This is a genomic window from Spongisporangium articulatum, assembly GCF_044465595.1.
Taxonomy (GTDB): Bacteria; Actinomycetota; Actinomycetes; order Actinomycetales; family Kineosporiaceae; genus Spongisporangium; species Spongisporangium articulatum.
On the sequence record NZ_JBITLV010000007.1, the window covers coordinates 1 to 20,918 of the forward strand.

Below are 20,918 nucleotides of genomic sequence, written 5' to 3' on the forward strand. Positions count from 1 at the left end.
AACGCCTTCGCGATCACCTTCGAAGGACGGCTCACACCGAGCACCACCAACTGAAACCGTCAGACCCGGTTACACCGGAAATCGGACAGTCTCGAACAAGGATTTACGGAGCCTCGACGACCTAACGCGCGGTTCCGCGGAACCGCCCTAGCCTGACGGGATGGCGCTCAGAGTCGGATCGAAGGTCAGCTGGAACACCTCGCAGGGCGAGACGCACGGCAAGGTCGTGGAGCGACGGACCAGCGACTTCACGTTCGACGGGCAGCATTTCACGGCCAGCGAGGACGACCCGCGGTTCATCGTGGAGTCCGCGAAGACCGGCGCCCGCGCGGCCCACACGGCGGACGCGCTGACCCCTCAGCACTAATCACCTTGCCGGACGCCAGCGATCTCGGGGACCGTGGCCCCATGGTCGCCCAGGTGCTCGCCGTGCACTCCAGCCCCGTTCACGAGTTCAGCAAGGATCCGCAGGCCGAGATCGTCCTCGTCGAGGGCTGGGGCGTCGAGGGTGACACCCACGCCGGCATCACCGTGCAGCACCGCAGCCGGGTGGCGCGCGACCCGTCGCAACCGAACCTCCGGCAGGTGCACCTGATCCACGCGGAACTGCACGACCGGCTGCGCGCCACCGGGCACGACGTCCGGCCCGGCCAGCTCGGCGAGAACGTCACCACCCGCGGCGTCGACCTGCTGGGCCTGCCCACCGGGACCCTGCTGCACCTCGGCGAGACGGCCGTCGTCGAGGTGACCGGGCTGCGCAACCCGTGCCGCCAGATCGAGGGGTTCCAGGCCGGGCTGCTGGCCGAGGTCCTGCACGACGAGGAGGGCCGCGTGGCCCGCACGGCCGGGGTGATGGGCGTGGTTCGAGCGGGGGGCCACGTCCGCCCCGGAGACCCGCTGACCGTCGTCCGGCCCGACGCCCCGCACGCGCCGCTGGCACCGGTCTGACCCTGGCGCCTCGCTCAGTCGCGGGTGAGCTGTTCGACCACCGCCAGGTCGTCGCCGCGCGCCCACACCTGCCGGATCTGCCCGTCCCGCACCCGGTAGACCGCGAACTCCTGCACCCGTACCGGACGCCCCGTGGCGGGTAGCCGCCACCGCGGGCCGAGGTGGCGCAACTGTCCGAGATGCCTTCCGGTGTCCTCGAAGTGGGCCGACACCAGGTCGCCGTCCACCAGCAGGTGACGCAGGTGCCACCGGTAGTCGGGGAAGCCCTCGACGAGGGCGCGCAGCCCGTCCACGTAGACCGCGAGGCCCACCGGTTCGTCGTCCACCTCGACGTCGTCGGCGACGAAGGCGCCCAGGTCGTCGAACCGGTGCTCGTTGCACGTGCGCAGGTACCGCTCGTAGAAGCCGGCCAGATCCTCGTCGCCGCCGCTCATGCGGGCAGGTAGAGCAGCCAGACCTGCCCCCGCGCGAAGGTGAGGGCCGCGCCGGCGTCGGTGCGGAACGTCGTCCCGCCCGCGGCGGTGCCGCGCGCCCAGGTGCCCGTGAACGCCTGCCCGCCGCGCAGTACCGTCGCCTTCCCCTGGCCGACGGTCTCCGTGTACGGGCTGTTGTTGCCGAGCACGTCGTGGAACTGCGACTGCCGGATCACGGTGCGCTGGACGACGACCGTCGCCGCCGCGAGCCGGGAACCGCTGCTGGTGGTCGCTTTTCGGCCGTCGACGGACACCAGCCAGCGTTCGCGCGCCGCCGACCAGGTGAACGTGAACCGGGCCGCGGGGTACCGGACGGTGTAGGAGGCCTTCTCGACGCCACCGCCCGGGGCGTCGCCGAAGCGGAACCCGATGTCGCCCGCCGGGCTCACCCCGGTGACCGCCTTGAGCAGGGCCGAGCCGCGCGCGTACAGGTTGTGCGGCGCCCGGTGGTCGCTGCCCCTGAAGTAGGCGGAACGAGCCACGCTCGGCGAGACGTCTTTCACCGGAGCCTGTTTCACCAGCGCCAGCACTCCGGAGTTGGCGCCCGAGAAGGCCAGCGCAGGCGTGCCGAACTGCCGCAGCAGCTCCAGGTCGCTCTCCCGCGCGCTGCGCACCGGGCCGACCTCGGCGGGGATCCTCGACGAGTAGACGGCCAGGTAGCGGGACAGTCCACCCTCGACGCGCTCGACGTAGACCAGGTCGGCCTGGTCCAGGTTGCGCTGCGGCCGGGCGGCCGGGGAGTTGTCGACCTTCACGGCCAGCACTGGCCGATCGAACGCGACAGGCTGCCCGGTGAACGGCGACTGGGTGGTGGTCGTCGCGCGCCCGCCGGCGGCGGGACCGTCACCGCCCAGCGGTGGCGTCGACGGCCCGGTGCAGGCGGCCAGCGCCGCCACGGTCACGACGAGCCACACCCCCACGGCGGCGCCGATCGCCAGTACGCGCCCCGGTCGACGTCCCGCCCTCAGCACCCCGCCGAGCGTAGCCCAGCACCTACCTGAGCGCCGGGCCCTAGGAGGACGGAGTGGCGTCCTCGGTGAACGGGTCGTAGGGCGTGGCCGGGACGGTGCGGATGAAGCAGGCGCCGTAGACCGACAGGACGACCCGGTTGGCCTCGTACCCGAATTCGACCTTGTCGTCCCAGCGGCCGTGCAGGACGACGTAGAACTGGCTCGGCCCGTTCTTCAAGCGCTCGACGTGGGTGAACCCGTGCCGGGCTCCGACGGCGGCGACGCCCTGGGCGGCCTGCTCCCACTGGGCCGGCGTGAGCTCGCCGGCCGCGTCACCGCTGTCGTAGTTCGCCGACGCCGCCTGGTCCACATCGGAGAAGGGCGGTGCGCAGAAGCCCTCGTTGAAGACCCCGGGCTTGTCGAGCCAGAGCAGGTCGGGGTTGACCGCGTTGAAGGCGGCGCGCATTTCGTTCAGCATCGCGAGGTAGTCCGCCTCGGCCGCCTCGTAGCTCGGCCGGGCCTGCAACTGTGCCTGCGCTGATTCCATGTCGTTCCCCTCTCCGCGACCGGGGCACCCGGTGAGCATCACCGCCAGCAGGCCCAGTGCGACGGGCCGCAGGGCCCGGCGGCGCACGACGACGGTCAGGCGTTCCACGGCCCCCACCACCACCACGGCTGGTCCGTGACCCCCACGTTCGCACCGGCGATGGTCGCGTCGGGGCGGTTGGCCACGATCGTGGCCAGGTTGTACTGGCTGGTGCTGCCGTCGTTCAGGTACGACGCGTGCATGGTGACGTCGTTCAACCGGGTTCCGCTGTAGTCGGTGCCGTACGGGGCCGTGGCCGCACCCGTCTGCAGCTGCTTCATGCCCTCCATGGTGGTGGGGTCGGCCCCGAACCGGTCGAGGTCGCCCACCGGGTCCCACTTGGCCTCCGCGTAGGAGGCGGTGCCGCTCGGCACGTTCAGCTCGTCGACTGTCTCCACCCCGAGCCCGGGAGAGCCGAAGAAGGCGGCCCGGTCCACGCCGGTGTTCTGCTCCTGGAGGGCGTACCCCGTGGTGGTCGACCCGTAGGAGTGACCCAGGGCCGTCAGGTCCGGATCGTCGGCGCGCGAGGCGTTGATCCCGCGATAGAACTCGGCCAGGTCGTGCCCGCCGTGGCTTGCGGCCCCCGACAGCGCGACCGAATTCCCGGAGATGAGGCTGCCGGGCTCGACCTGCGGCGACTGGTAGCCGATCCACGTCACGGTCGCGACGGATTCGCCGTAGGCCATCCTCGACGCACGCAACTGAAGTTCGCGCATGTGGTCGTCGTAGCCGGTCATCCCGGCGACCGAGGACCCGAGACCGGGCGTGAAGACGGCCACGTGCTGGGCGGCGTCCACGTCACCGACCGCGACGATCGCCTGCGGCCGGCCGTGTGACAGGTCGAGGCCGAGGACGTGGTGGTCGGGTTTGCCGGCCAGGGTGGTCACGGTGGCCAGGGCCGCCTTCTGCTCGCGCAGCACCCTCAGCTTGGCGTCGATGTCCTGGTAGAGCACGGGGTCGTCGACGTCGCCGTAGTTGCCGCCCTGGCCGGTGGTCAGGAGCTTGTCGAGCTCCTGCTGCCGCCGGTACTCGCGCTGTGCCTCCAGGACCGAGATCTGCTGGTCCACTGAGGCACTCAGCTGCGGCAGCAGCAGGCGGTTCGCCCGGTCCCGGGCCCAGGCGGGCACCCCGTCACGGTTGCCGATCCACTCGGGATGGTTGTAGATGACCGCCTCCCGCTCGACGTCCGACAGGGCGGCCCACCACCCGGCGTTCTGGGCCGCCGTCCCCGTGCCGTCGGGGCCGCCGCTCGGCGGCGCGTACTGCCCGTCCTCGGCGAACACGTACCCCACCTGTTGCGCCGCCGTCAGGCTCGCCGCGTCGGTCGCCGCCAGCCTCCCGGCCAGGACTCCGTCGCGCAGCACCCGGCACAGGTCCCGGTCGATCTCGGCGGCCTTGCGCACCGTCTCGTCGATACGCGTGACGCATTCCTGCACCAGAGCCCGGCGCTCGGCGTCCGCCACGTCCGCGTCGTGCTGGGTCGCGTACCGTTTTCCGGCCCCTTCGACATCGGACACCATGCCGTTGTCGCTGATCCGCAGCCCGTTGGCATGTGCGAACCGTTCCACGGCGGCCACAGCGTTCTGCACTCCGTGGATCGCATCGGCGGCCTCGGCCAGAGCCCGGCGCACGGCGGTCACCTCGGTGACCCGGTCCTCCAGCTCCTCACGGATGCCGGTCAGTTCAACCCGCGCCCCCTCGGCGGCCAGGCCGAACCATTGCTTCGTCGCCGAACCGCGCACCTCGTCGTCGAGCGACAGCAGGCGGTCCTCGACCCCCAGCAAGGCCTGACTCGCCGCCTCCACCGGTTCCCGGTCCCAACGCCGCACCGTCGACCAGCCCGCGCTCACGGCACCTGCCGATCAAGATCCGTGAACGCACGTCTGCTCATGTCGTCGCACGCGCGCAATTCCTCGATGACGACTTCGAACCCCACCAGACCCCCAACCCGACCGTCCCCGGGCGCGACCTTAGCAACGCGAAACGGTCATTCGGGATCGTGTCGCACCGTCGTAACATCACGACCCGGCGCGCCTGGGCCTCAGACGAGTCCGCGGGCCCGCAACATCCGCTCCAACGTCGAGGCCGCCTCGGTGACCTGGTTGCGAACCAGCGGGCTGACGTCGTCGGCGCTCGCCAGTTCGGTTGCCCGGCGAGGGAAGTCAGCGTCGACGCCGTGCCGGGGGAACAGCTGGCGCACGGTGGCCAGGGCGGCCGTCATCCCGCCCTCGCCCAGCCGCGCCAGCACGTCCAGGTATCGCGCGGCGAACCGCTCCAGGACAGCGGCGTGCGCCGGGTCCCAGAACGCCCGGCCGACCGCCAGGTAGGCCTGCAACGGCACGCTGCGCTCCACGATGACCGCCTGCCAGACCTCCTCCTTGGCCTCCACCTCGGGGCGGGCGGCGCGCACGGCCACCGCCCGGGACGACGCGTCCGGGTCGGGGTCGCGGGCCAGCAGGTCGGCCACGGCCTGCTCGTCGTAGTTGCCGGTCGCCGCCCGGCGGGTCAGCCAGCGCCAGCGCAGGTCGACGTCGTCACCGACCAACTCGTCGAGCTCGGCCAGCAGGTCGGCGTCGGAGGCCACGGCGAGCGCCGCCTGCAGGGCGGACAGCCGGGTCGCCGGATCGGTCGGGGCCACCCGCACGGCCAGATCGAGGCAGGCCCGGGCCAACTCGTTCCCCCCGGCCACCGCGTCGGCCGGTCCGGACCAGTCGAGGACGGCCGCCACCCCGGTGCGCAGCAGGCCCTCCCGGACGCTGGCCTCGGTCTCGACCGCCAACGCGCCCACGACGTACCGGACGACCTCGCGCGCGGCCAGGCGCCCGTCGTCCACCAGGTGCCAGAGCGTGAGCCGCACCAGCGCGCGGCTGACCGGGTCGGGCAGCCGGGCCCCGAACTCCAGCAGCGCGGCGAGCCACGCGTCGTCGGGGCGGACCCGGGCGAACGTGCGGTCGCCGTCGTTGAGCAGCAGCAGGTCGGCGACCGGCGCCCCCACGAGCTGAGGGACGTCGGTCGACGGCCCGCTGACCTCCAGATCGAGCAGCTCACGCCGGCGCGGCTCGCCGTCGACGTCGTACACCCCGAGACCGAGGCGGTGCGGCCGCTGCGCCGGGTACTGCGCGGGCGGCTCGACGAGGACGCGCACCGCCGTGTACCGCCCGTCCTCGGCCTCCGCCTGGAGGGTCAGCGTGTCGGTGCCGGCGGTCAGCAGCCACTCCTTGGCCCACTGGCCCAGCTCACGCCCGGACGACGACCCGACGGACTCGAGCAGGTCCTCCAGCGTGGCGTTGTCGAACGCGTGCCGCTCGAAGTGGGTGCCGAGCCCGGCGACGAAGTCGTCCTCCCCCGCGTAGACCGTCAGCTGCCGCAGCACGCTGGCTCCCTTGGCGTACGTGACCATGTCGAAGGCCGCCTTGGCCGCCTCGACGGTCGGCACGTCCTGCCGGATCGGGTGGGTCGCGGGGCTGCGGTCGGCCGTGTACCCGGCCTCCTTGCGGTTGCCGAGGAACGAGGCCCAGGCCCCGGTGAACTCGGTCGTCTCGGCGGTGGCCCAGACCGCGGCCCAGTCGGCGAACGACTCGTTCAGCCACAGGTCGTCCCACCAGCGCATCGTCACGATGTCGCCGAACCACATGTGCGCCATCTCGTGCAGCAGGATGATCGCCCGCAGCTCGCGCTCGGTCGCGGTCGGCGCCGCCCGGAAGACGAACGAGTCCATCCAGGTGACGCAGCCCCAGTTCTCCATCGCGCCCTGGAAGTCGGGGCAGAACACCTGCGTGTACTGGCTCTGCGGGAACGGCATCCCGAACCGCTCGCCGAAGAACGCCAGCCCCTTCGCGGTGAGGTCGAACAGCTCGTCGGCCTGCTCGTCCAGGTAGCCGGCGAGGCTCTTGCGGGCCAGCAGCCCGAGGTCGTAGGTGCCGCCCTCGGGGGCGCCCGGGACCTGCCGCCGGACCTCGTGGAACGGACCGGCGCACACGACGACCAGGTAGGTGGACAGCTTCGGCGTCCGGCCGAACGCCCACACCCGGGCGTCGTCGGGCAGGTCGCCCACCTTCTCGGCCGGGGTGTTGCTGGCCACCGTCCAGGCCGCGGGCGCGACCACCTGCAGCTGGAACGTGGACTTCAGGTCGGGCTGGTCGAAGCAGGCGAACACGCGGCGCGCGTCGTCCGGCTCGAACGACGTCCACACGTAGGGCTCGCCGTCGCCCGGGTCGACGACCCGGTGGATACCGGCCCGCTCGGACGTGCGGGTCGTGGTCGAGTGGACCGACAGCCGGTGGATGCCGGGCGTGACCGTCAGCGGCAGCCGGGCCCCGTCGTAGCCGGACGTGTCGAGGAGCTGCCCGTCGAGGGTGGCCTCCACCTGCTCCGCGACGATGTCGACGAACGTCTCCCCCGCCCGGCGGGCCACGAACGTGATCTCCGACCAGACCTGCAACGTGCTGCCCTCGCGCAGGTCCTGCAGGTCGATGAGCAGGTCGTAGGAGTCGACGGTCAACAGTTCCGCCCGGGCCCGGGCCTCGTCACGCGTGAGGGATGCCATGGCACAGATCATGCCGTCTAAGCCCGTTCGGGCGCGCCCGGGTGCGCCGATCGCCGTGGGTGGTCGTACGCTCGCGCGAACCCCTGTGGAGGTAGTTGTGCGACTGACCCTGACGCCGCGGGACACCGCGATCATCGATCTGCTGGTCCAGGCGGCGAACAGCCTGGTGGACGGTGCGGACCGGCTGGCGGACGTCGTCCGGGCCGCTCCGGACGACCGGCCCGAGCTCGCGCTGGCCATGCGGGACGCCGAACACCGCTCCGACGAGATCACGCACGCCACCATGCGGCGGCTGAACTCGACGTTCGTGACGCCCTTCGACCGGGAGGACATCTACGCGCTGGCCTCGGCGCTGGACGACTGCATGGACCACATGGAGGCGGCCGCCGACATGCTGGTGCTGACCCGGCCCAAGGCCCTGCCCGAGGGTGTGGGCGAGGTGCTGGCCGTGCTGCGCCGGCAGGCCGAGGAGACCGCCGCGGCGATGCCGAGGCTGGCCACGATGAAGGGTCTGAAGGACTACTGGGTGGAGATCAACCGGCTGGAGAACGACGCCGACGCGACCTACCGCGACATGATCCAGGACCTGTTCCGCGGCACCGACGCGATGGAGCTGCTGAAGGTCAAGGAGGTCATCGACGCGCTGGAGGCCGCGGCCGACGCCTTCGAGACCGTCTCGCACCACGTCGAGACCATCGCCGTGAAGGAGTCATGACCCTCGCGCTCATCGTCGTCGTGGTCGGGGTGGCCCTGTTCTTCGACTACACCAACGGTTTTCACGACGCCGCCAACTCCATCGCCACGTCGGTCTCGACCCGGGCCCTGACCCCGCGGGCGGCGCTGCTGATGGCCGCCGTGTTCAACGTGATCGGCGCCCTGCTCGGGCACGGGGTGGCGGAGACGATCGGCAACGGCATCATCGGCCCGCCCCGCGGCGACCACGGCATGGTCATCGTGCTGGCCGGGTTGATCGGGGCGATCACCTGGAACCTGGTCACCTGGTACCTCGGCCTGCCCTCGTCCTCCTCGCACGCCCTGATCGGCGGGCTGGCCGGCGCGGCGCTCGTCTCCTCCTCGACGGTGCACTGGGCGGTGATCTTCGAGAAGGTCGTGATCCCGATGGTGCTGTCGCCGCTGGTCGGGTTCACCCTGGCGTTCGTCGCGATGGTCGCCGTGCTGTGGCTCTTCCGCCGGGCGAGTCCCGGCGCGGCCGCCCGGCGGTTCCGGGCGGCGCAGACCGTCTCGGCGGCCGCCATGTCCCTCGGCCACGGACTGCAGGACGCGCAGAAGACGATGGGCGTGATCACGCTGGCCCTCGTCGCGGGCGGGTACCACTCCGGGACGTCGGTCCCGCTGTGGGTGACGCTGTCGGCGGCCGCCGCGATCAGCCTCGGGACGGCGTCCGGCGGCTGGCGGATCATGCGCACCCTGGGCCGCGGAGTGATCCAGCTCGACCCGCCGCGGGGGTTCGTGGCCGAGTCCGTGGCCGCGTCGGTGCTCTACACGACCGCCTTCGCCTTCCACGCGCCCATCTCGACCACCCACACGATCACCTCGGCGATCATGGGCGTGGGGGCGACGAAGCGGCGCTCCGCCGTGCGGTGGGGGGTGGCCGGCGACATCGCGACGGCCTGGGTGCTCACGCTGCCCGCCTCGGCCGCGGTGGCCGCGCTGGCCTACGCGGCGCTGTTCTGGCTCGCGTGACTCAGTCGGCGGTGACCATCAGTCGGCCGTGACCGGAGGCAGCGCCGACCACGGGAAGGTGATCCAGCGGTCGGTGCGCTTCCAGACGAAGTCGGGCTCGACGACCGAGGTGGGCTTCGCGTAGAGGACCGCGGAGCGGGCCTCAGCGCCGTAGGAGCGGACCAGGTCGAGCACCAGGGCGAGGGTCCGGCCGGAGTCGGCGACGTCGTCCACCACCAGAGCCTTCAGCCCGTTCAGGGCGCCCCCGTCGAGCACGGGCGGCAGCACGACCGGGTCGGGCAGGGTCTCGGCGATGTCGGTGTAGAACTCGACGTTCAGCGTGCCGATCGCCTTCACGCCCAGTGCGTACGAGACCGCGCCGGCCGGCAGCAGGCCGCCGCGGGCCACGGCGACCACGACGTCGGGCTCGAAGTCCGCGGCCACGACGCGGGCCAGCTCGCGACCCGCGTCACCGAAATCGGCCCAGGTCAGCACCTCCCGGACCTCCGGGACGTGGCTGCCTTCGGCGGAGACCTGGGGGCCGGGCGGGGAGACCTCGGGTGCGCTCATGCGTTGAAGCGTAGACGGGCCATGATTGACGCGTAGGCAACGACTGGAGGAAGCCATGTGCCGCAACATCCGGACCTTGCACAACTTCGAGCCGCCCGCCACGAACGACGAGGTCACGGCGGCGGCCCTGCAGTACGTGCGCAAGATCAGCGGCACGGCGAAACCCTCCGCGGCCAACCAGGCCGCGTTCGACGAGGCCGTCGCCGCCGTCGCCCACGCCACGGCGCACCTGCTCGACCACCTCACCACGAGCGCCCCGCCCAAGAACCGTGAGGTCGAGCGCGAGCGGGCGATCGTCCGCAGTCGCGCCCGGTTCGGGACCGCATGAGGCGCTGGACGACGCTCGCCCCCGTCCTCTCCGTCCTCCTGCTCGCCGGCACCTGGGGTCGTAAGGACCTGCCGGGGGTCGTGGTCGCGGTGGTCGCGGTCGTGCTGGCCGGGGCCGTGCTCGCCGCGGTGCACCACGCCGAGGTCGTCGCCCACCGCGTCGGCGAACCGTACGGCTCGCTGGTGCTGGCGGTGGCCGTCACGGTCATCGAGGTCGGGTTGATCGTGACCCTGATGGTGTCGGGCGGGGACGGCACCGAGACCCTCGCCCGGGACACGGTCTTCGCGGCGGTGATGATCACGTGCAACGGGATCGTCGGGCTGTCGCTGCTGATCGGCGCGTTCCGGCGGGGCACGGCCTCGTTCAACGCCGAGGGCACCGGCGGCGCGCTGGCCACCCTGACGGTGCTGGCCACCCTCAGCCTGGTGCTGCCCACGTTCACGACGGGGGCCAGTGGCTCCGAGTTCACCACCGCCCAGCTGGCTTTCGCGGCGGTGGCCTCGATCGTGCTCTACGGGCTGTTCGTGCTGACCCAGACCGTCCGGCACCGCGACTACTTCCTCCCGGTCGGCGACGAGGACGGGGACGGCGTCGAGGACGAGCACGCCGCCCCACCGTCGAACCGGGCCGCCCTGACCTCGCTCGGCCTCCTCATGGTGGCCCTGGTCGGGGTCGTCGGCCTGGCCAAGGTGGAGTCGCCGTCGATCGAGAAGGCCGTCGACGCGGCCGGTTTCCCGCAGGCCGTGGTCGGCGTCGTGATCGCGCTGCTGGTGTTGCTGCCGGAGACGATCGCCGCCGCGAACGCCGCCCGGCGCGACCGGGTCCAGATCAGCCTGAACCTGGGCCTCGGGTCGGCGATGGCCAGCATCGGGCTGACCATCCCGGCGATCGCGGTGGCCTCGATCTGGCTGGACGGGCCGCTGGTGCTCGGCCTGGGCGCGACCCAGCTGGCGCTGCTGGTGCTGACCGTCGTCGTCTCGGCGCTGACGATCGTGCCCGGGCGCGCCACCCGGCTGCAGGGCGAGGTGCACCTGGTGCTGTTCGCGGCGTTCGTGTTCCTCGCTGTGAACCCCTAGCCGCCCACACCGGTCGGTGGTCAGTCGTTCGGATCGGCCTCGCGGACCACCGCGGGTTCGTCGTGCTCGCCGGTGCGGGCCTGCGGCAGCGGGAGGACGTCGCCCGCCTGTTCCACGGGCTGCTCCCCGACCGCTTCGGCCGGCTGGGGGTCGGTGGCCCGTCGGCCGCCCACCCGGCCGTCGGTCCGCCGGTCGCGCTTGCGCCGCTCGGTCTGCCCCTTCAGCACGAAGGCCACGACGAGCGGCACGAGCAGGTCGGCCAGGGTCAGACCGTGGGCGGGGCTGAAGCTGATCAGCACCGTGCCCTCGAGGTGCGAGTTGGCGCGCAGCCAGAACAGCAGGCAGGCACCGAGCGCGACGAAGGCCAGGCGGGTCTTGGCCCGGGCCGCCCAGATCCCGCAGCCGAGCATGAGCGCGAGCACGACGACCTGCCCCGACGTCGGCACCAACGTCAGGGTGTGACCGATCTCCGCCGGGCTCACCCGAGGGGGATCGGCACCCGACGCCCCCAACCCAAGCGGTATGCCCCTCCAGTGGGGGTGATTCGACGTGAAATGAGCGCCGAACACCCCCACTGGAAGGGCATAGTGCAGGTCAGCGGCGGCCCCGGTTCTTGGCCCGGCTGCGTTCCCGGATCTCCTTGTAGGCACCCCGGTGGAGCGCCCGGACCGCCGCCCGGTCCTCGGAGGCGAGCCGGGCGTCCCGGCGCCGCTCCTGCCACCGGCTCTCGGCCTGGAGCTTCCGCCACGCGGCCAGCCGGTCCGGGTTGAGCGACCCGGCGGCCACCGCCCCCCTCACCGCGCACCCGGGTTCGGACTCGTGCGCACAGTCGGCGAACCGGCACCGTTCGGCCAGGGCGGCGACGTCGGCGAAGGCGCGGTCCAGGCTCCCGTCGTCCGCCTCACCGCCGGCCAGCCCGGCGCCGCGCAGGCCCGGGCCGTCGATCACCGCTCCCCCGGCCACCCGGCGCAACTCCCGGGTGACGGTGGTGTGCCGGCCCTTGCCGTCGCCGCGCACCTCCTGCACGGCCATCGTCTCGGCGTCCGCGAGCGCGTTGACGAGGCTGGACTTGCCGGCGCCCGACGGCCCGAGGAGGGCCACCACGCGGCCGCCCTCGAGCAGCCCGCGCACGTCGTCCAGCCCCGCCCCGGTGCGCGACGAGACCGGCAGCACCGTGCACGCCGTCCGGGCCGCGAGCGAGGCGGCCACCTCGTCGGCGTCCGGGTGCAGGTCGGCCTTGGTCAGCAGGACGACGGGTTCGGCGCCGCTGGCCCAGGCCAGGGTGAGCATCCGTTCGATCCGGCCGGCGTGCACTGAGCGTTTGGCGACCGGGTCGAACGCGGCCACCACGGCGACCACGTCGACGTTGGCGGCCAGGGCCTGTTGCTGCGAACTGCCGCCCGCGTCGGCCCGCTTCAGCAGCGAGCGCCGGGGCAGCACCTCCTCGACGAACGGGGGCTCGTCGAGCGGCACGTCGAGGGTCAGCCGGACGACGTCCCCCGTGCAGGGCGGTTCGGGCAACCACGACGGCACCCGAGCCACGAAGGGTTCACGACCGTCGGTTTCGACGAGCGTCGCGCCACGATCGACGCGTAGTACTAGGGCATACGGAAATGCTTGTGACACTTGAAGTCTCGTTTCGGTCAGGCCTCGCCTGACCGAGACGTCAGGCGGGCGCGGGAGGAGCGACGGCGGAGGGCGCCTCGAGGCGCGCAGCGTCGACCGTGACGGTCATGCGCTCTTCTCCTCCTCCTGCCGCGAACGACCCGGCGGGTACGCCTGGGCCGTGCGGCGCTGCGACCCCCGCGCCCACGTGGCGCGAGAACCCTGATTCAGGTGAACGACACGTTACGCCGGGCGCCGGTCCTCGGTCGAGCCGTTTTCCGGCGCTTCTGCGACGACGGCCGTGGGCACGGGCGGGACGAGCCCGGTGACGGCGGGCCCGGACAGCGGGACGTCGTCCGGCCAGCCCACCTCCTGCGCCGGGTCGCGCTGCGGGGTCATCGGAACGGTGCCCTCGAAGGCGCCGCCGGCCCGGCGCGCGGCCACCCGGTTCGCCGACGGGAACATCTCGTCGATCACGGCGTTCAGGGCGGCGCCGATCAGCACGGCGATGGCCAGGAAGTACAGCCAGATCAGCACGACGATCGGCGCGGCCAGGGGCCCGTAAATGGAGGCCCCGTCCACCGAGGCGGCGATCGTCCAGCGCAGGACGTAGCTGGCCAGCACCCAGATCAGCAGGGCCAGGACCGCCCCCGGCAGGTCGTGCCGCCACGGCGACCGCACCGGGGTGGCGATGTGGAAGAGCGTGGTCAGGCCGGTGACCGCGACGATCGTGACGACCGGCCAGTACAGGAGGTTGGACCCGCCCAGCTCGGCCAGCAGGTGCAGGTTGGCGGACTCCAGCAACCGGGCCAGCATGCCCGGCCCGACCAGGACCAGCGGGAACAGCACGACGCCGGCCAGCAGCGTGCCGACGTACAACGAGAACGACAGCACCCGGGTCCGGACGATCCCCCGGTGCCCGCCCAACCCGTACATGATGGAGATCGTGTCGACGTAGACGTTCAGGGCGCGCGAACCCGACCACAGCGAGAGCACGAACCCCAGCGAGACGATGTCGGCGCGCCCGCCGTCCAGCACCTGGTCGAAGGTCGGCAGGATCACCGAGGCGACGCTGTCGGCGGTCAGGAAGGTCAGGGTCAGCTCGCGCAGCTGCTGGCGCAGGTCGGCGACCACGGACTGGCCCATCAGCTGCCCGATGAACCCGATCGACCCGACCAGCCCGAGCACGAGCGGGGGCAGCGAGAGCAGGGCGAAGAAGCCGGCCTCGGCGGCCAGACCGGTCACCCGGTAGCGCAGGCACGTGCGGGTGGTGCGGACGGTCAGCTTCCAGAGGAACCGGAGGAAACGGCGCAGCAGACCCCGATAGCTGGCCTCGGTCGCCCGGGCCTGGGCCAACCGGGCGCGCAGGCTCGCATCCGCCGCCACGTCACCACGGTATCCGCCGGACGGGCGAGCAGGGCCCGTGAGGGCCCTCCCGGGGCCGTCCCGGGGCGGTCACGAGGTGGCGTCGAGGGATACGCCTGGGCCGAACGGGTGAGTACCGTGGGCCCCGTGCCGGAATCCGACGACGCGCTGAACCTGGTGGCCGCGCCCGTCGACCGTGACGTCTTCTCCGACGACGTGGCCCTGGTCGAGGCGGTGGAGCGGCACGAGGCGAAGGGCCACCTGGCCGACCTGCGCGACCTGGGCCGGCTGGTCGGCGCGGCCCGCTCCGCGCAGTGGGCCGAGGCCGTCGACCGGCATCCGCCCACGCTGCGGGCCTACGACGCGTTCGGCCGCCGGATCGATGAGGTCGACTACCACCCGTCCTGGCACCGGTTGCTGCAGGCGGCCGTGCGGGCCGGGCTGACCGCGGGTCCCTGGGAGCTGGACGCGCCGGGGCGGGCGCACACGGCCCGGGCCGCCGGGGTGCTGGTCTGGTCGCAGCTGGAGACGGGCGCCCTGTCGACCCTGACCACCAGCTACGCCACCGTCCCCGCGCTGCGCAGCGACGACCAGCTGGAGACGATCTGGCTGCCGCGGCTCGCGTCCCGCTCGTACGAGGCCGGGCTGCGCCCGCCGGGCGACAAGCTCGGTTCGCTCGCGGGGGTGGCCGCCACCGAGCGCCAGGGCGGGGCCGACCTGAGCACCGGGACGACGACCGCCCGACTCGAGTCCTCGGCCGGCGGTCCGCTGGCCGGCGGCCCGAACTACCGGCTGACGGGGCAGAAGTGGTTCGTGTCCTCGCCGATGGCCGACGTCCAGGTCACGCTGGCCGAGGCCCCGGGCGGTCAGACGTGCTTCCTGGTGCCGCGGGTGCTGGACGACGGGACCGTGAACCCGCTGCGGGTGATGCGGCTGAAGGACATGGTCGGCACCCGGTCGAACCCGCCGGCCGAGATCGAGCTGGACGGCACGTGGGCGGTGCGGCTCGGCGAGGAGGGGCGCGGGGTCCGGGCGCTGACCGGCATGTACTCGGCGGCCCGGCTGGACAACGTACTGCGCTCGGCCGGGCAGATGCGGGCGGCGCTGACCCGGGCCGTCCACCACGCCCGCCACCGCGAGGTGTTGGGCTCCGCGCTGGTCGAGAAGCCGCTCATGCAGAACGTTCTCGCGGATCTGGCGATGGAGAGCGAGGCGGCCACGGTGCTGGCCATGCGGTTGGCCGCCGCCGTCGACGCCGGGGAGACGGAACTGCTGCGCTCGTGCGTGCCGGTGGCCAAGTTCTGGGTCTGCAAGCGGGCGCCGGCCGTGGTGGCCGAGGCCGTCGAGTGCCTGGGCGGCAACGGGTACGTCGAGGAGCACGGCCTCGGGCGGTTGTACCGCGACGCCCTGGCCGGGTCGATGTGGGAGGGGCCCGGCAACGTCAGCGCGCTCGACGTGCTGAAGTCGATGGCCGTCCAGCCGCGGTCGATGGAGGTGCTGCTGGCCGAGATCGACCGGGCCCGCGGCGCGGACGAGCGGCTCGACCGGGCGATGGACGAGGTGGCGGGCTTCCTGCAGGCCGCGGCTCGCGAGGCCCGGCGCGACCCGGCCGCGGTCGAGGCGGGCGCCCGGTGGATGGTGCAGCGGCTGGCCGTCGTGCTGCAGGCGTCGCTGCTGGTCCGGTGCAGCCCGCCCTCGGTGGCGGCGACCTTCCTGACCACGCGGGTCGCGGCGGGCGTGGGCGCCGTGTTCGGGACGTTGCCGGTGGGCCGAACGGTCACCCGGACCATCGTGGAACGGGCCCTTCCCGAGTGAAAAGGGTGTAAATCGGTCCCGGTCGCCCGGCGCGTCGTGACCACATGCCGTGCCGACGTCGGCGCGAGAGGCAAGAATGGCGCGAATGGACATCTGGCCCGGCCATCCCTACCCGCTGGGGGCTACTTACGACGGTGCGGGCACGAACTTCGCGCTCTTCTCGGAGATCGCGGAGTCGGTGGAGCTGTGCCTGATCGGTGACGACGGCTCGGAGGAGCGCGTCGAGCTCACCGAGGTCGACGGCTTCGTGTGGCACTGCTACGCGCCCTCGGTCGGCCCGGGGCAGCGCTACGGCTACCGCGTGCACGGCCCGTACGACCCGGCCGCCGGGCACCGTTGCAACCCCAGCAAGCTGCTGCTCGACCCGTACGCGAAGGCGATCGAGGGGCAGATCGACGGCGACGAGTCGCTGTTCTCGTACCGGTTCGAGCCGAACGAGGAGGGCGAGCAGGAGTTCAACGACGCCGACAGCATCGGGCACACGATGCTGAGCGTCGTCGTCAACCCGTTCTTCGACTGGGCCAACGACCGCCCGCCGCGCCGCGAGTACCACGAGACCGTCATCTACGAGGCCCACGTGAAGGGCCTGACGATGACCAACCCGGCGATCCCCGAGGACATCCGCGGCACCTACGCCGCCATCGCGCACCCGGCGACGATCGAGCACCTGGTCGCGCTCGGCGTCACGGCGATCGAACTGATGCCGGTGCACCAGTTCGTGCAGGACACGACGCTGACCGACAAGGGCCTGTCGAACTACTGGGGCTACAACACCATCGGCTTCTTCGCCCCGCACAACGCCTACGCGGCCAGCGGCCAGCGCGGCCAGCAGGTGCAGGAGTTCAAGAGCATGGTGCGCGCGCTGCACGAGGCGGGCATCGAGGTCATCCTCGACGTGGTCTACAACCACACCGCCGAGGGCAACCACCTGGGGCCGACCCTCTGCTTCCGCGGCATCGACAACGACGCCTACTACCGCCTCGTCGACGACGACCGTTCGCACTACTTCGACACCACCGGTACGGGCAACAGCCTGCTCATGCGCAACCCGCACGTGCTGCAGCTGATCATGGACTCGCTGCGCTACTGGGTGCTCGACATGCACGTGGACGGCTTCCGGTTCGACCTGGCCGCGACCCTGGCCCGCCAGTTCCACGAGGTCGACCGGCTGAGCGCGTTCTTCGACATCGTCCAGCAGGACCCGGTGATCTCGCAGGTGAAGCTGATCGCCGAGCCGTGGGACATCGGCGACGGCGGCTACCAGGTGGGCAACTTCCCGCCGTTGTGGACGGAGTGGAACGGCAAGTACCGCGACACCGTGCGCGACTTCTGGCGCGGCGAGGCGGCCACGCTCGGCGAGTTCGCCTCGCGCATCACCGGCTCCTCCGACCTCTACCAGGAAGACGGCCGGCACCCGATCGCCAGCATCAACTTCGTCGTCGCGCACGACGGGTTCACCCTGCGGGACCTGGTCTCCTACAACGAGAAGCACAACGAGGCCAACGGCGAGGGCAACCAGGACGGGGAGAGTCACAACCGGTCGTGGAACTGCGGCGTCGAGGGCCCGACCGACGACGAGCAGGTGCTCGCCCTGCGGGCCCGGCAGCAGCGCAACTTCCTCACCACGCTGATGCTCAGCCAGGGGGTGCCGATGCTGGCCCACGGTGACGAGCTGGGCCGCAGCCAGGGCGGCAACAACAACGCCTACTGCCAGGACAACGAGCTGGCCTGGATCGACTGGAAGCTCGACGACGCGCAGGCCGACCTGCTCGCGTTCACCCAGCGGGTCGTCGCGCTGCGGCACGAGCACCCCGTGTTCCGCCGGCGCCGCTTCTTCCAGGGTGCGGCCGAGCGGGGCGGCTCGAGCGAGCTGGGCGACATCGCCTGGTTCACGCCGGGGGCCACGATCATGGAGCAGGAGGACTGGGACAACGGCTACGCCCGCGCGTTCGCCGTGTTCCTCAACGGCGAGAAGCTGCTGGCGCCCGACCGGCGCGGCCGCAAGGTCGTCGACGACTCGTTCCTGATCCTGTTCAACGCCCACTACGAGGATCTCGAGTTCACGCTGCCGCCGGCGGAGTACGGCGAGTGGTGGAACGTGGTCATCGACACCGCGGCCGACGAGGTCGGGTTCACCGACGACGGGGAGACCCACACGGCCGGCGGGACGGCGCACGTGGCCGCACGCTCGCTGGTGGTGCTCTCGAGGCCGAGCGTGGACGACGCGACGCCGCTCACGGGCCTGGCCACCGGGGCCCGCCGGGTCGGCACGGCGGGGTCGCCCTCGGTGGTCCGGACCACGACCCGGATGGCGGAGGGGGTCCCGGGGCAGGCCGGGGAGCGGAAGCTGGAACTCGCGCCCCGTCCCGCGCCCCGCACGGACCCGACGCCCGCACACCTGGGCTCGTAGTGATCTACGACGACGCGCCCGGTGCGACGTACCGGGTGCAGGTGCGCGCGGAGTTCGGCTTCGCCGAGGTCGCCGGCCTCGCCGAGTACCTGGCCGCCCTCGGCGTCAGCCACGTCTACCTCTCCCCCGTCCTGCAGGCGACCCCGGGGTCGGCGCACGGGTACGACGTCGTGGACCACACGAGGCTGTCGGCCGAGGCCGGCGGCGAGGCCGGGTTCGCGGAACTGCACCGGGCGCTGCAGGCGCACGGCCTGCGGGCGGTGGCCGACGTCGTCCCGAACCACATGGCCGTGCCGACGCCGGCCCGGCTGAACGCGCCCCTGTGGGACGTGCTCGCGCAGGGCCGGGACTCGGCGTTCGCGCACTGGTTCGACGTCGACTGGTCGCCGTACCCGGGCCGCTCGCACGGGCAGCTGCTGATGCCGGTGCTCGGCGGTCCGGTCGGCGACGTCGTCGCGGACGGCGAGCTGACCGTCGACGCGTCGGCCGCGGGCGGGCCGGTGCTGCGCTACTACGAGCACGAGTTCCCGCTCCGGAAAGGCACCTCCGAGCTGCCGATGGCCGAGCTGCTGGACGCCCAGTGGTACCGGCCGGCCTGGTGGCGGGTCGGCGGTGAGGAACTGAACTACCGGCGCTTCTTCGACGTCACGTCGCTGATCGCCGTACGCGTCGAGGAACCCGACGTGTTCGACGCGACGCACGCACTGATCGCGCGACTCGTGGCGGAGGGCGGGCTGTCCGGGTTGCGGATCGACCACCCCGACGGCCTGGCCGACCCGGCCGGGTACCTGCGCCGGCTGCAGGCGGCGACCGGCGGAGCCTGGGTCGTGGTGGAGAAGATCCTCGAGGGCGACGAGGCGCTGCCGGAGGGGTGGGCCTGCGCGGGGACCACCGGGTACGACGCGCTGAACGCCGTCCAGGGGGTGTTCGTCGACCCCGACGGCGAGGGCACGCTGACCCGGCTCGCGGAACCCGAGGGCGTCGACGAGGACTACCTCGACCAGATGGTCGAGAACGCCAAGTTCACCGCGCTCGACATGGTGCTGCAGCCGGAGCTCGACCGGCTACTGACGCTGCTGGTGCGGATCTGCGCGACCGATCTCGAACTGCGCGACCACACGAGAAGCAGCCTGCAGCAGGCCCTCTCGCACCTGCTGGTGGCCATGGACCGGTACCGGGCCTACGCCGAACCCGGCGAGCCGGCGCCGATCGAGTCGCAGCGCGTGCTCGACATGGCGGTGGCCCGGGCCGCCGCGGCCCTCGACGCGGCCGGCGGCTGGCAACTCGGCGAGCAGACGCTGGCGGCGCTGCGGGCGATCCGCGAGATCGCCTTGGATTCGGCGTCCGCCGACCCGCTGCGCCGCGAGTTCTGCACCCGCTTCCAGCAGACCTGCGGTCCGGTGATGGCCAAGGGCATCGAGGACACCCTCTTCTACCGGACGACGCGCCTGCTCGCGCTCAACGAGGTCGGCGCCGACCCGCACCGGTTCTCGTTCTCCCCCGAGGAGTTCCACGAGTTCGCGGACCGGTTGCAACGCGACTGGCCGCAGACGATGACCACCCTGTCCACGCACGACACGAAGCGCTCCGAGGACGCCCGGGCCCGCCTGCTGACGCTCTCCGAGATGCCCGGCGAGTGGGCCCGCGCCGTCCTGGAGTGGGAGGACCTGGCGGAGCGACACCTGGACGACGGATGGCCCGCCGGGCAGACCCGGTACCTGCTGTGGCAGACGCTGGTCGCGATCTGGGGCGAGGCCGGGCCACCGTCCCCGGACCGGGTGCTGGCCTACCTGGAGAAGGCCGTCCGGGAGGCCAAGGTCTGGACGTCGTGGACCGCCCCCAACGAGGGCTACGAGGCCTCGACCGCCGCGTTCGCCGGCGGCGTCCTCGCCGACCTCGACCTGGTCGCCTCCATCGGGGGTTTCGTCGAGCGGCTCGCCCCGGCGGACCGGGTGAACGTGCTCGGCCAGAAGCTCGTGCAGCTGACCATGCCGGGCGTGCCGGACGTGTACCAGGGCTGCGAGGCCGTCGACCGCTCGCTCGTCGACCCGGACAACCGGCGCCCGGTCGACTACGCCTTCCGCCGGGAGGTGCTGACCCGCCTCGACGACGGCGTCCGGCCCGACGCGTTCGACCCCGCCGACCGGCTGGACGCCGAGAAGCTGCTGGTCACGTCCCGGGCCCTGCGGTTGCGGCGCGACCTCCCCCGGACCTTCGGCCCGAGCACGGGCGCGGCCGGTGGGTACGTCCCGGTGCCGACCGGCTCCGAGCACCTGTTCGCCTTCGCCCGCGGCGGCGACACGCTCGAGAGCTGCACCGTCCTGAGCGTGGTGACGCGGTTGCACGTCGGCCTGATGGCGAGCGGTGGCTGGGACGACTCGCCCCTCACGCTGCCCCCGGGCACCTGGACCGACGTGCTCACCGGGCGCGAGTGGAGCGTGGAGGCGCCCGTCGTCCTGCTCCTCGCCGACCTGCCCGTGGCGCTGCTCGTCCGTGACTGACGCCCGCATCCGACGCCCGTATCCAGCGCCGACGGTGTGCGCGGTTCCGCAGAACCGCGCCG

Annotated in this window: 18 protein-coding genes; 9 read left to right on the top strand and 9 right to left on the bottom strand. The window is 72.4% G+C overall.

Features of this window, described 5'->3' with window-relative positions:
• Positions 1-160 precede the first annotated feature (160 nt).
• A complete protein-coding gene (locus ACIB24_RS19080) occupies positions 161-367 on the top strand; it encodes a DUF2945 domain-containing protein (RefSeq protein WP_398283635.1) in 207 nt (68 codons plus the stop codon).
• A 41-nt stretch (positions 368-408) separates the two neighbouring features.
• Positions 409-948, top strand: a complete 540-nt coding sequence (locus ACIB24_RS19085) for an MOSC domain-containing protein (RefSeq protein ID WP_398283637.1) — start codon at positions 409-411, stop codon at positions 946-948.
• A 14-nt stretch (positions 949-962) separates the two neighbouring features.
• On the opposite strand, the gene ACIB24_RS19090 is transcribed toward ACIB24_RS19085, so the two are convergent.
• The 5 genes from ACIB24_RS19090 to pepN all read right to left on the bottom strand — a co-directional run bounded on the left by ACIB24_RS19090 (position 963) and on the right by pepN (position 7,503).
• The gene (locus ACIB24_RS19090) at positions 963-1,382 is read right to left on the bottom strand and encodes an ester cyclase (protein ID WP_398283639.1); all 420 of its coding nucleotides are present in this window, start codon (positions 1,380-1,382) and stop codon (positions 963-965) included.
• Positions 1,379-2,392: a DUF3048 domain-containing protein gene (locus ACIB24_RS19095; protein WP_398283641.1), complete on the bottom strand. Its 1,014-nt coding sequence runs from the start codon at positions 2,390-2,392 to the stop codon at positions 1,379-1,381. The genes ACIB24_RS19090 and ACIB24_RS19095 overlap by 4 nt, the downstream gene beginning before the upstream one ends.
• Before the next feature lie 40 nt (positions 2,393-2,432).
• The gene (locus ACIB24_RS19100) at positions 2,433-3,026 is read right to left on the bottom strand and encodes an LppA family lipoprotein (RefSeq protein WP_398283643.1); all 594 of its coding nucleotides are present in this window, start codon (positions 3,024-3,026) and stop codon (positions 2,433-2,435) included.
• On the bottom strand, positions 3,014-4,807 hold the full coding sequence (locus ACIB24_RS19105) for an alpha/beta hydrolase (protein ID WP_398283645.1): 1,794 nt from the start codon (positions 4,805-4,807) through the stop codon (positions 3,014-3,016). Before ACIB24_RS19105 ends, ACIB24_RS19100 begins: the two co-directional genes overlap by 13 nt.
• Before the next feature lie 191 nt (positions 4,808-4,998).
• Positions 4,999-7,503, bottom strand: a complete 2,505-nt coding sequence (gene pepN / locus ACIB24_RS19110; protein WP_398283647.1) for an aminopeptidase N — start codon at positions 7,501-7,503, stop codon at positions 4,999-5,001.
• A gap of 97 nt (positions 7,504-7,600) precedes the next feature.
• Between pepN and ACIB24_RS19115 the strand changes: the two genes are divergently transcribed.
• Together ACIB24_RS19115 and ACIB24_RS19120 are read left to right on the top strand one after the other, a co-directional pair.
• Complete coding sequence (locus ACIB24_RS19115) at positions 7,601-8,218, top strand: DUF47 domain-containing protein (RefSeq protein WP_398283648.1); 618 nt, start codon at positions 7,601-7,603, stop codon at positions 8,216-8,218.
• Positions 8,215-9,207: an anion permease gene (locus tag ACIB24_RS19120; protein WP_398283650.1), complete on the top strand. Its 993-nt coding sequence runs from the start codon at positions 8,215-8,217 to the stop codon at positions 9,205-9,207. The genes ACIB24_RS19115 and ACIB24_RS19120 overlap by 4 nt, the downstream gene beginning before the upstream one ends.
• 18 nt (positions 9,208-9,225) lie before the next feature.
• Here the strand turns inward: ACIB24_RS19120 and ACIB24_RS19125 are convergent, their stop codons facing one another.
• The gene (locus ACIB24_RS19125) at positions 9,226-9,756 is read right to left on the bottom strand and encodes a phosphoribosyltransferase (protein WP_398283652.1); all 531 of its coding nucleotides are present in this window, start codon (positions 9,754-9,756) and stop codon (positions 9,226-9,228) included.
• 55 nt (positions 9,757-9,811) lie between these two features.
• Between ACIB24_RS19125 and ACIB24_RS19130 the strand changes: the two genes are divergently transcribed.
• Positions 9,812-10,084, top strand: a complete 273-nt coding sequence (locus tag ACIB24_RS19130; RefSeq protein ID WP_398283654.1) for a DUF2277 domain-containing protein — start codon at positions 9,812-9,814, stop codon at positions 10,082-10,084.
• Positions 10,081-11,160, top strand: coding sequence for a calcium:proton antiporter (locus ACIB24_RS19135; protein ID WP_398283656.1), 1,080 nt, complete (start codon positions 10,081-10,083; stop codon positions 11,158-11,160). The genes ACIB24_RS19130 and ACIB24_RS19135 overlap by 4 nt, the downstream gene beginning before the upstream one ends.
• Positions 11,161-11,180: 20 nt before the next feature.
• Here ACIB24_RS19135 and ACIB24_RS19140 read toward each other — a convergent pair whose 3' ends face one another.
• The 3 genes from ACIB24_RS19140 to ACIB24_RS19150 form a co-directional block, all read right to left on the bottom strand.
• On the bottom strand, positions 11,181-11,642 hold the full coding sequence (locus ACIB24_RS19140; protein WP_398283658.1) for a hypothetical protein: 462 nt from the start codon (positions 11,640-11,642) through the stop codon (positions 11,181-11,183).
• Positions 11,643-11,754: 112 nt separating this feature from the next.
• Positions 11,755-12,702 (bottom strand): ribosome small subunit-dependent GTPase A, encoded by a 948-nt coding sequence (rsgA, locus tag ACIB24_RS19145; protein ID WP_398283660.1) that lies wholly within the window; start codon positions 12,700-12,702, stop codon positions 11,755-11,757.
• A gap of 306 nt (positions 12,703-13,008) precedes the next feature.
• Positions 13,009-14,151, bottom strand: a complete 1,143-nt coding sequence (locus tag ACIB24_RS19150) for a YihY/virulence factor BrkB family protein (protein WP_398283662.1) — start codon at positions 14,149-14,151, stop codon at positions 13,009-13,011.
• Positions 14,152-14,277: 126 nt separating this feature from the next.
• Here ACIB24_RS19150 and ACIB24_RS19155 point away from each other — a divergent pair, with 126 nt between their 5' ends.
• The 3 genes from ACIB24_RS19155 (at position 14,278) to treY (ending at position 20,856) form a co-directional block, all read left to right on the top strand.
• Positions 14,278-15,945, top strand: coding sequence for an acyl-CoA dehydrogenase family protein (locus ACIB24_RS19155; protein ID WP_398283664.1), 1,668 nt, complete (start codon positions 14,278-14,280; stop codon positions 15,943-15,945).
• 85 nt (positions 15,946-16,030) lie between these two features.
• Positions 16,031-18,355 (top strand): glycogen debranching protein GlgX, encoded by a 2,325-nt coding sequence (gene glgX / locus ACIB24_RS19160; protein WP_398283666.1) that lies wholly within the window; start codon positions 16,031-16,033, stop codon positions 18,353-18,355.
• On the top strand, positions 18,355-20,856 hold the full coding sequence (treY, locus tag ACIB24_RS19165; RefSeq protein WP_398283668.1) for a malto-oligosyltrehalose synthase: 2,502 nt from the start codon (positions 18,355-18,357) through the stop codon (positions 20,854-20,856). The genes glgX and treY overlap by 1 nt, the downstream gene beginning before the upstream one ends.
• Positions 20,857-20,918 lie beyond the last annotated feature (62 nt).

Coding starts and splice junctions, on each gene's coding strand:
- ACIB24_RS19080 (WP_398283635.1), top strand. CDS start 161: ATGGCGCTCAGAGTCGGATCGAAGGTCAGCTGGAACACCTCGCAGGGC.
- ACIB24_RS19085 (WP_398283637.1), top strand. CDS start 409: ATGGTCGCCCAGGTGCTCGCCGTGCACTCCAGCCCCGTTCACGAGTTC.
- ACIB24_RS19090 (WP_398283639.1), bottom strand. CDS start 1,382: ATGAGCGGCGGCGACGAGGATCTGGCCGGCTTCTACGAGCGGTACCTG.
- pepN (WP_398283647.1), bottom strand. CDS start 7,503: ATGGCATCCCTCACGCGTGACGAGGCCCGGGCCCGGGCGGAACTGTTG.
- ACIB24_RS19120 (WP_398283650.1), top strand. CDS start 8,215: ATGACCCTCGCGCTCATCGTCGTCGTGGTCGGGGTGGCCCTGTTCTTC.
- ACIB24_RS19125 (WP_398283652.1), bottom strand. CDS start 9,756: ATGAGCGCACCCGAGGTCTCCCCGCCCGGCCCCCAGGTCTCCGCCGAA.
- ACIB24_RS19130 (WP_398283654.1), top strand. CDS start 9,812: ATGTGCCGCAACATCCGGACCTTGCACAACTTCGAGCCGCCCGCCACG.
- ACIB24_RS19135 (WP_398283656.1), top strand. CDS start 10,081: ATGAGGCGCTGGACGACGCTCGCCCCCGTCCTCTCCGTCCTCCTGCTC.
- glgX (WP_398283666.1), top strand. CDS start 16,031: ATGGACATCTGGCCCGGCCATCCCTACCCGCTGGGGGCTACTTACGAC.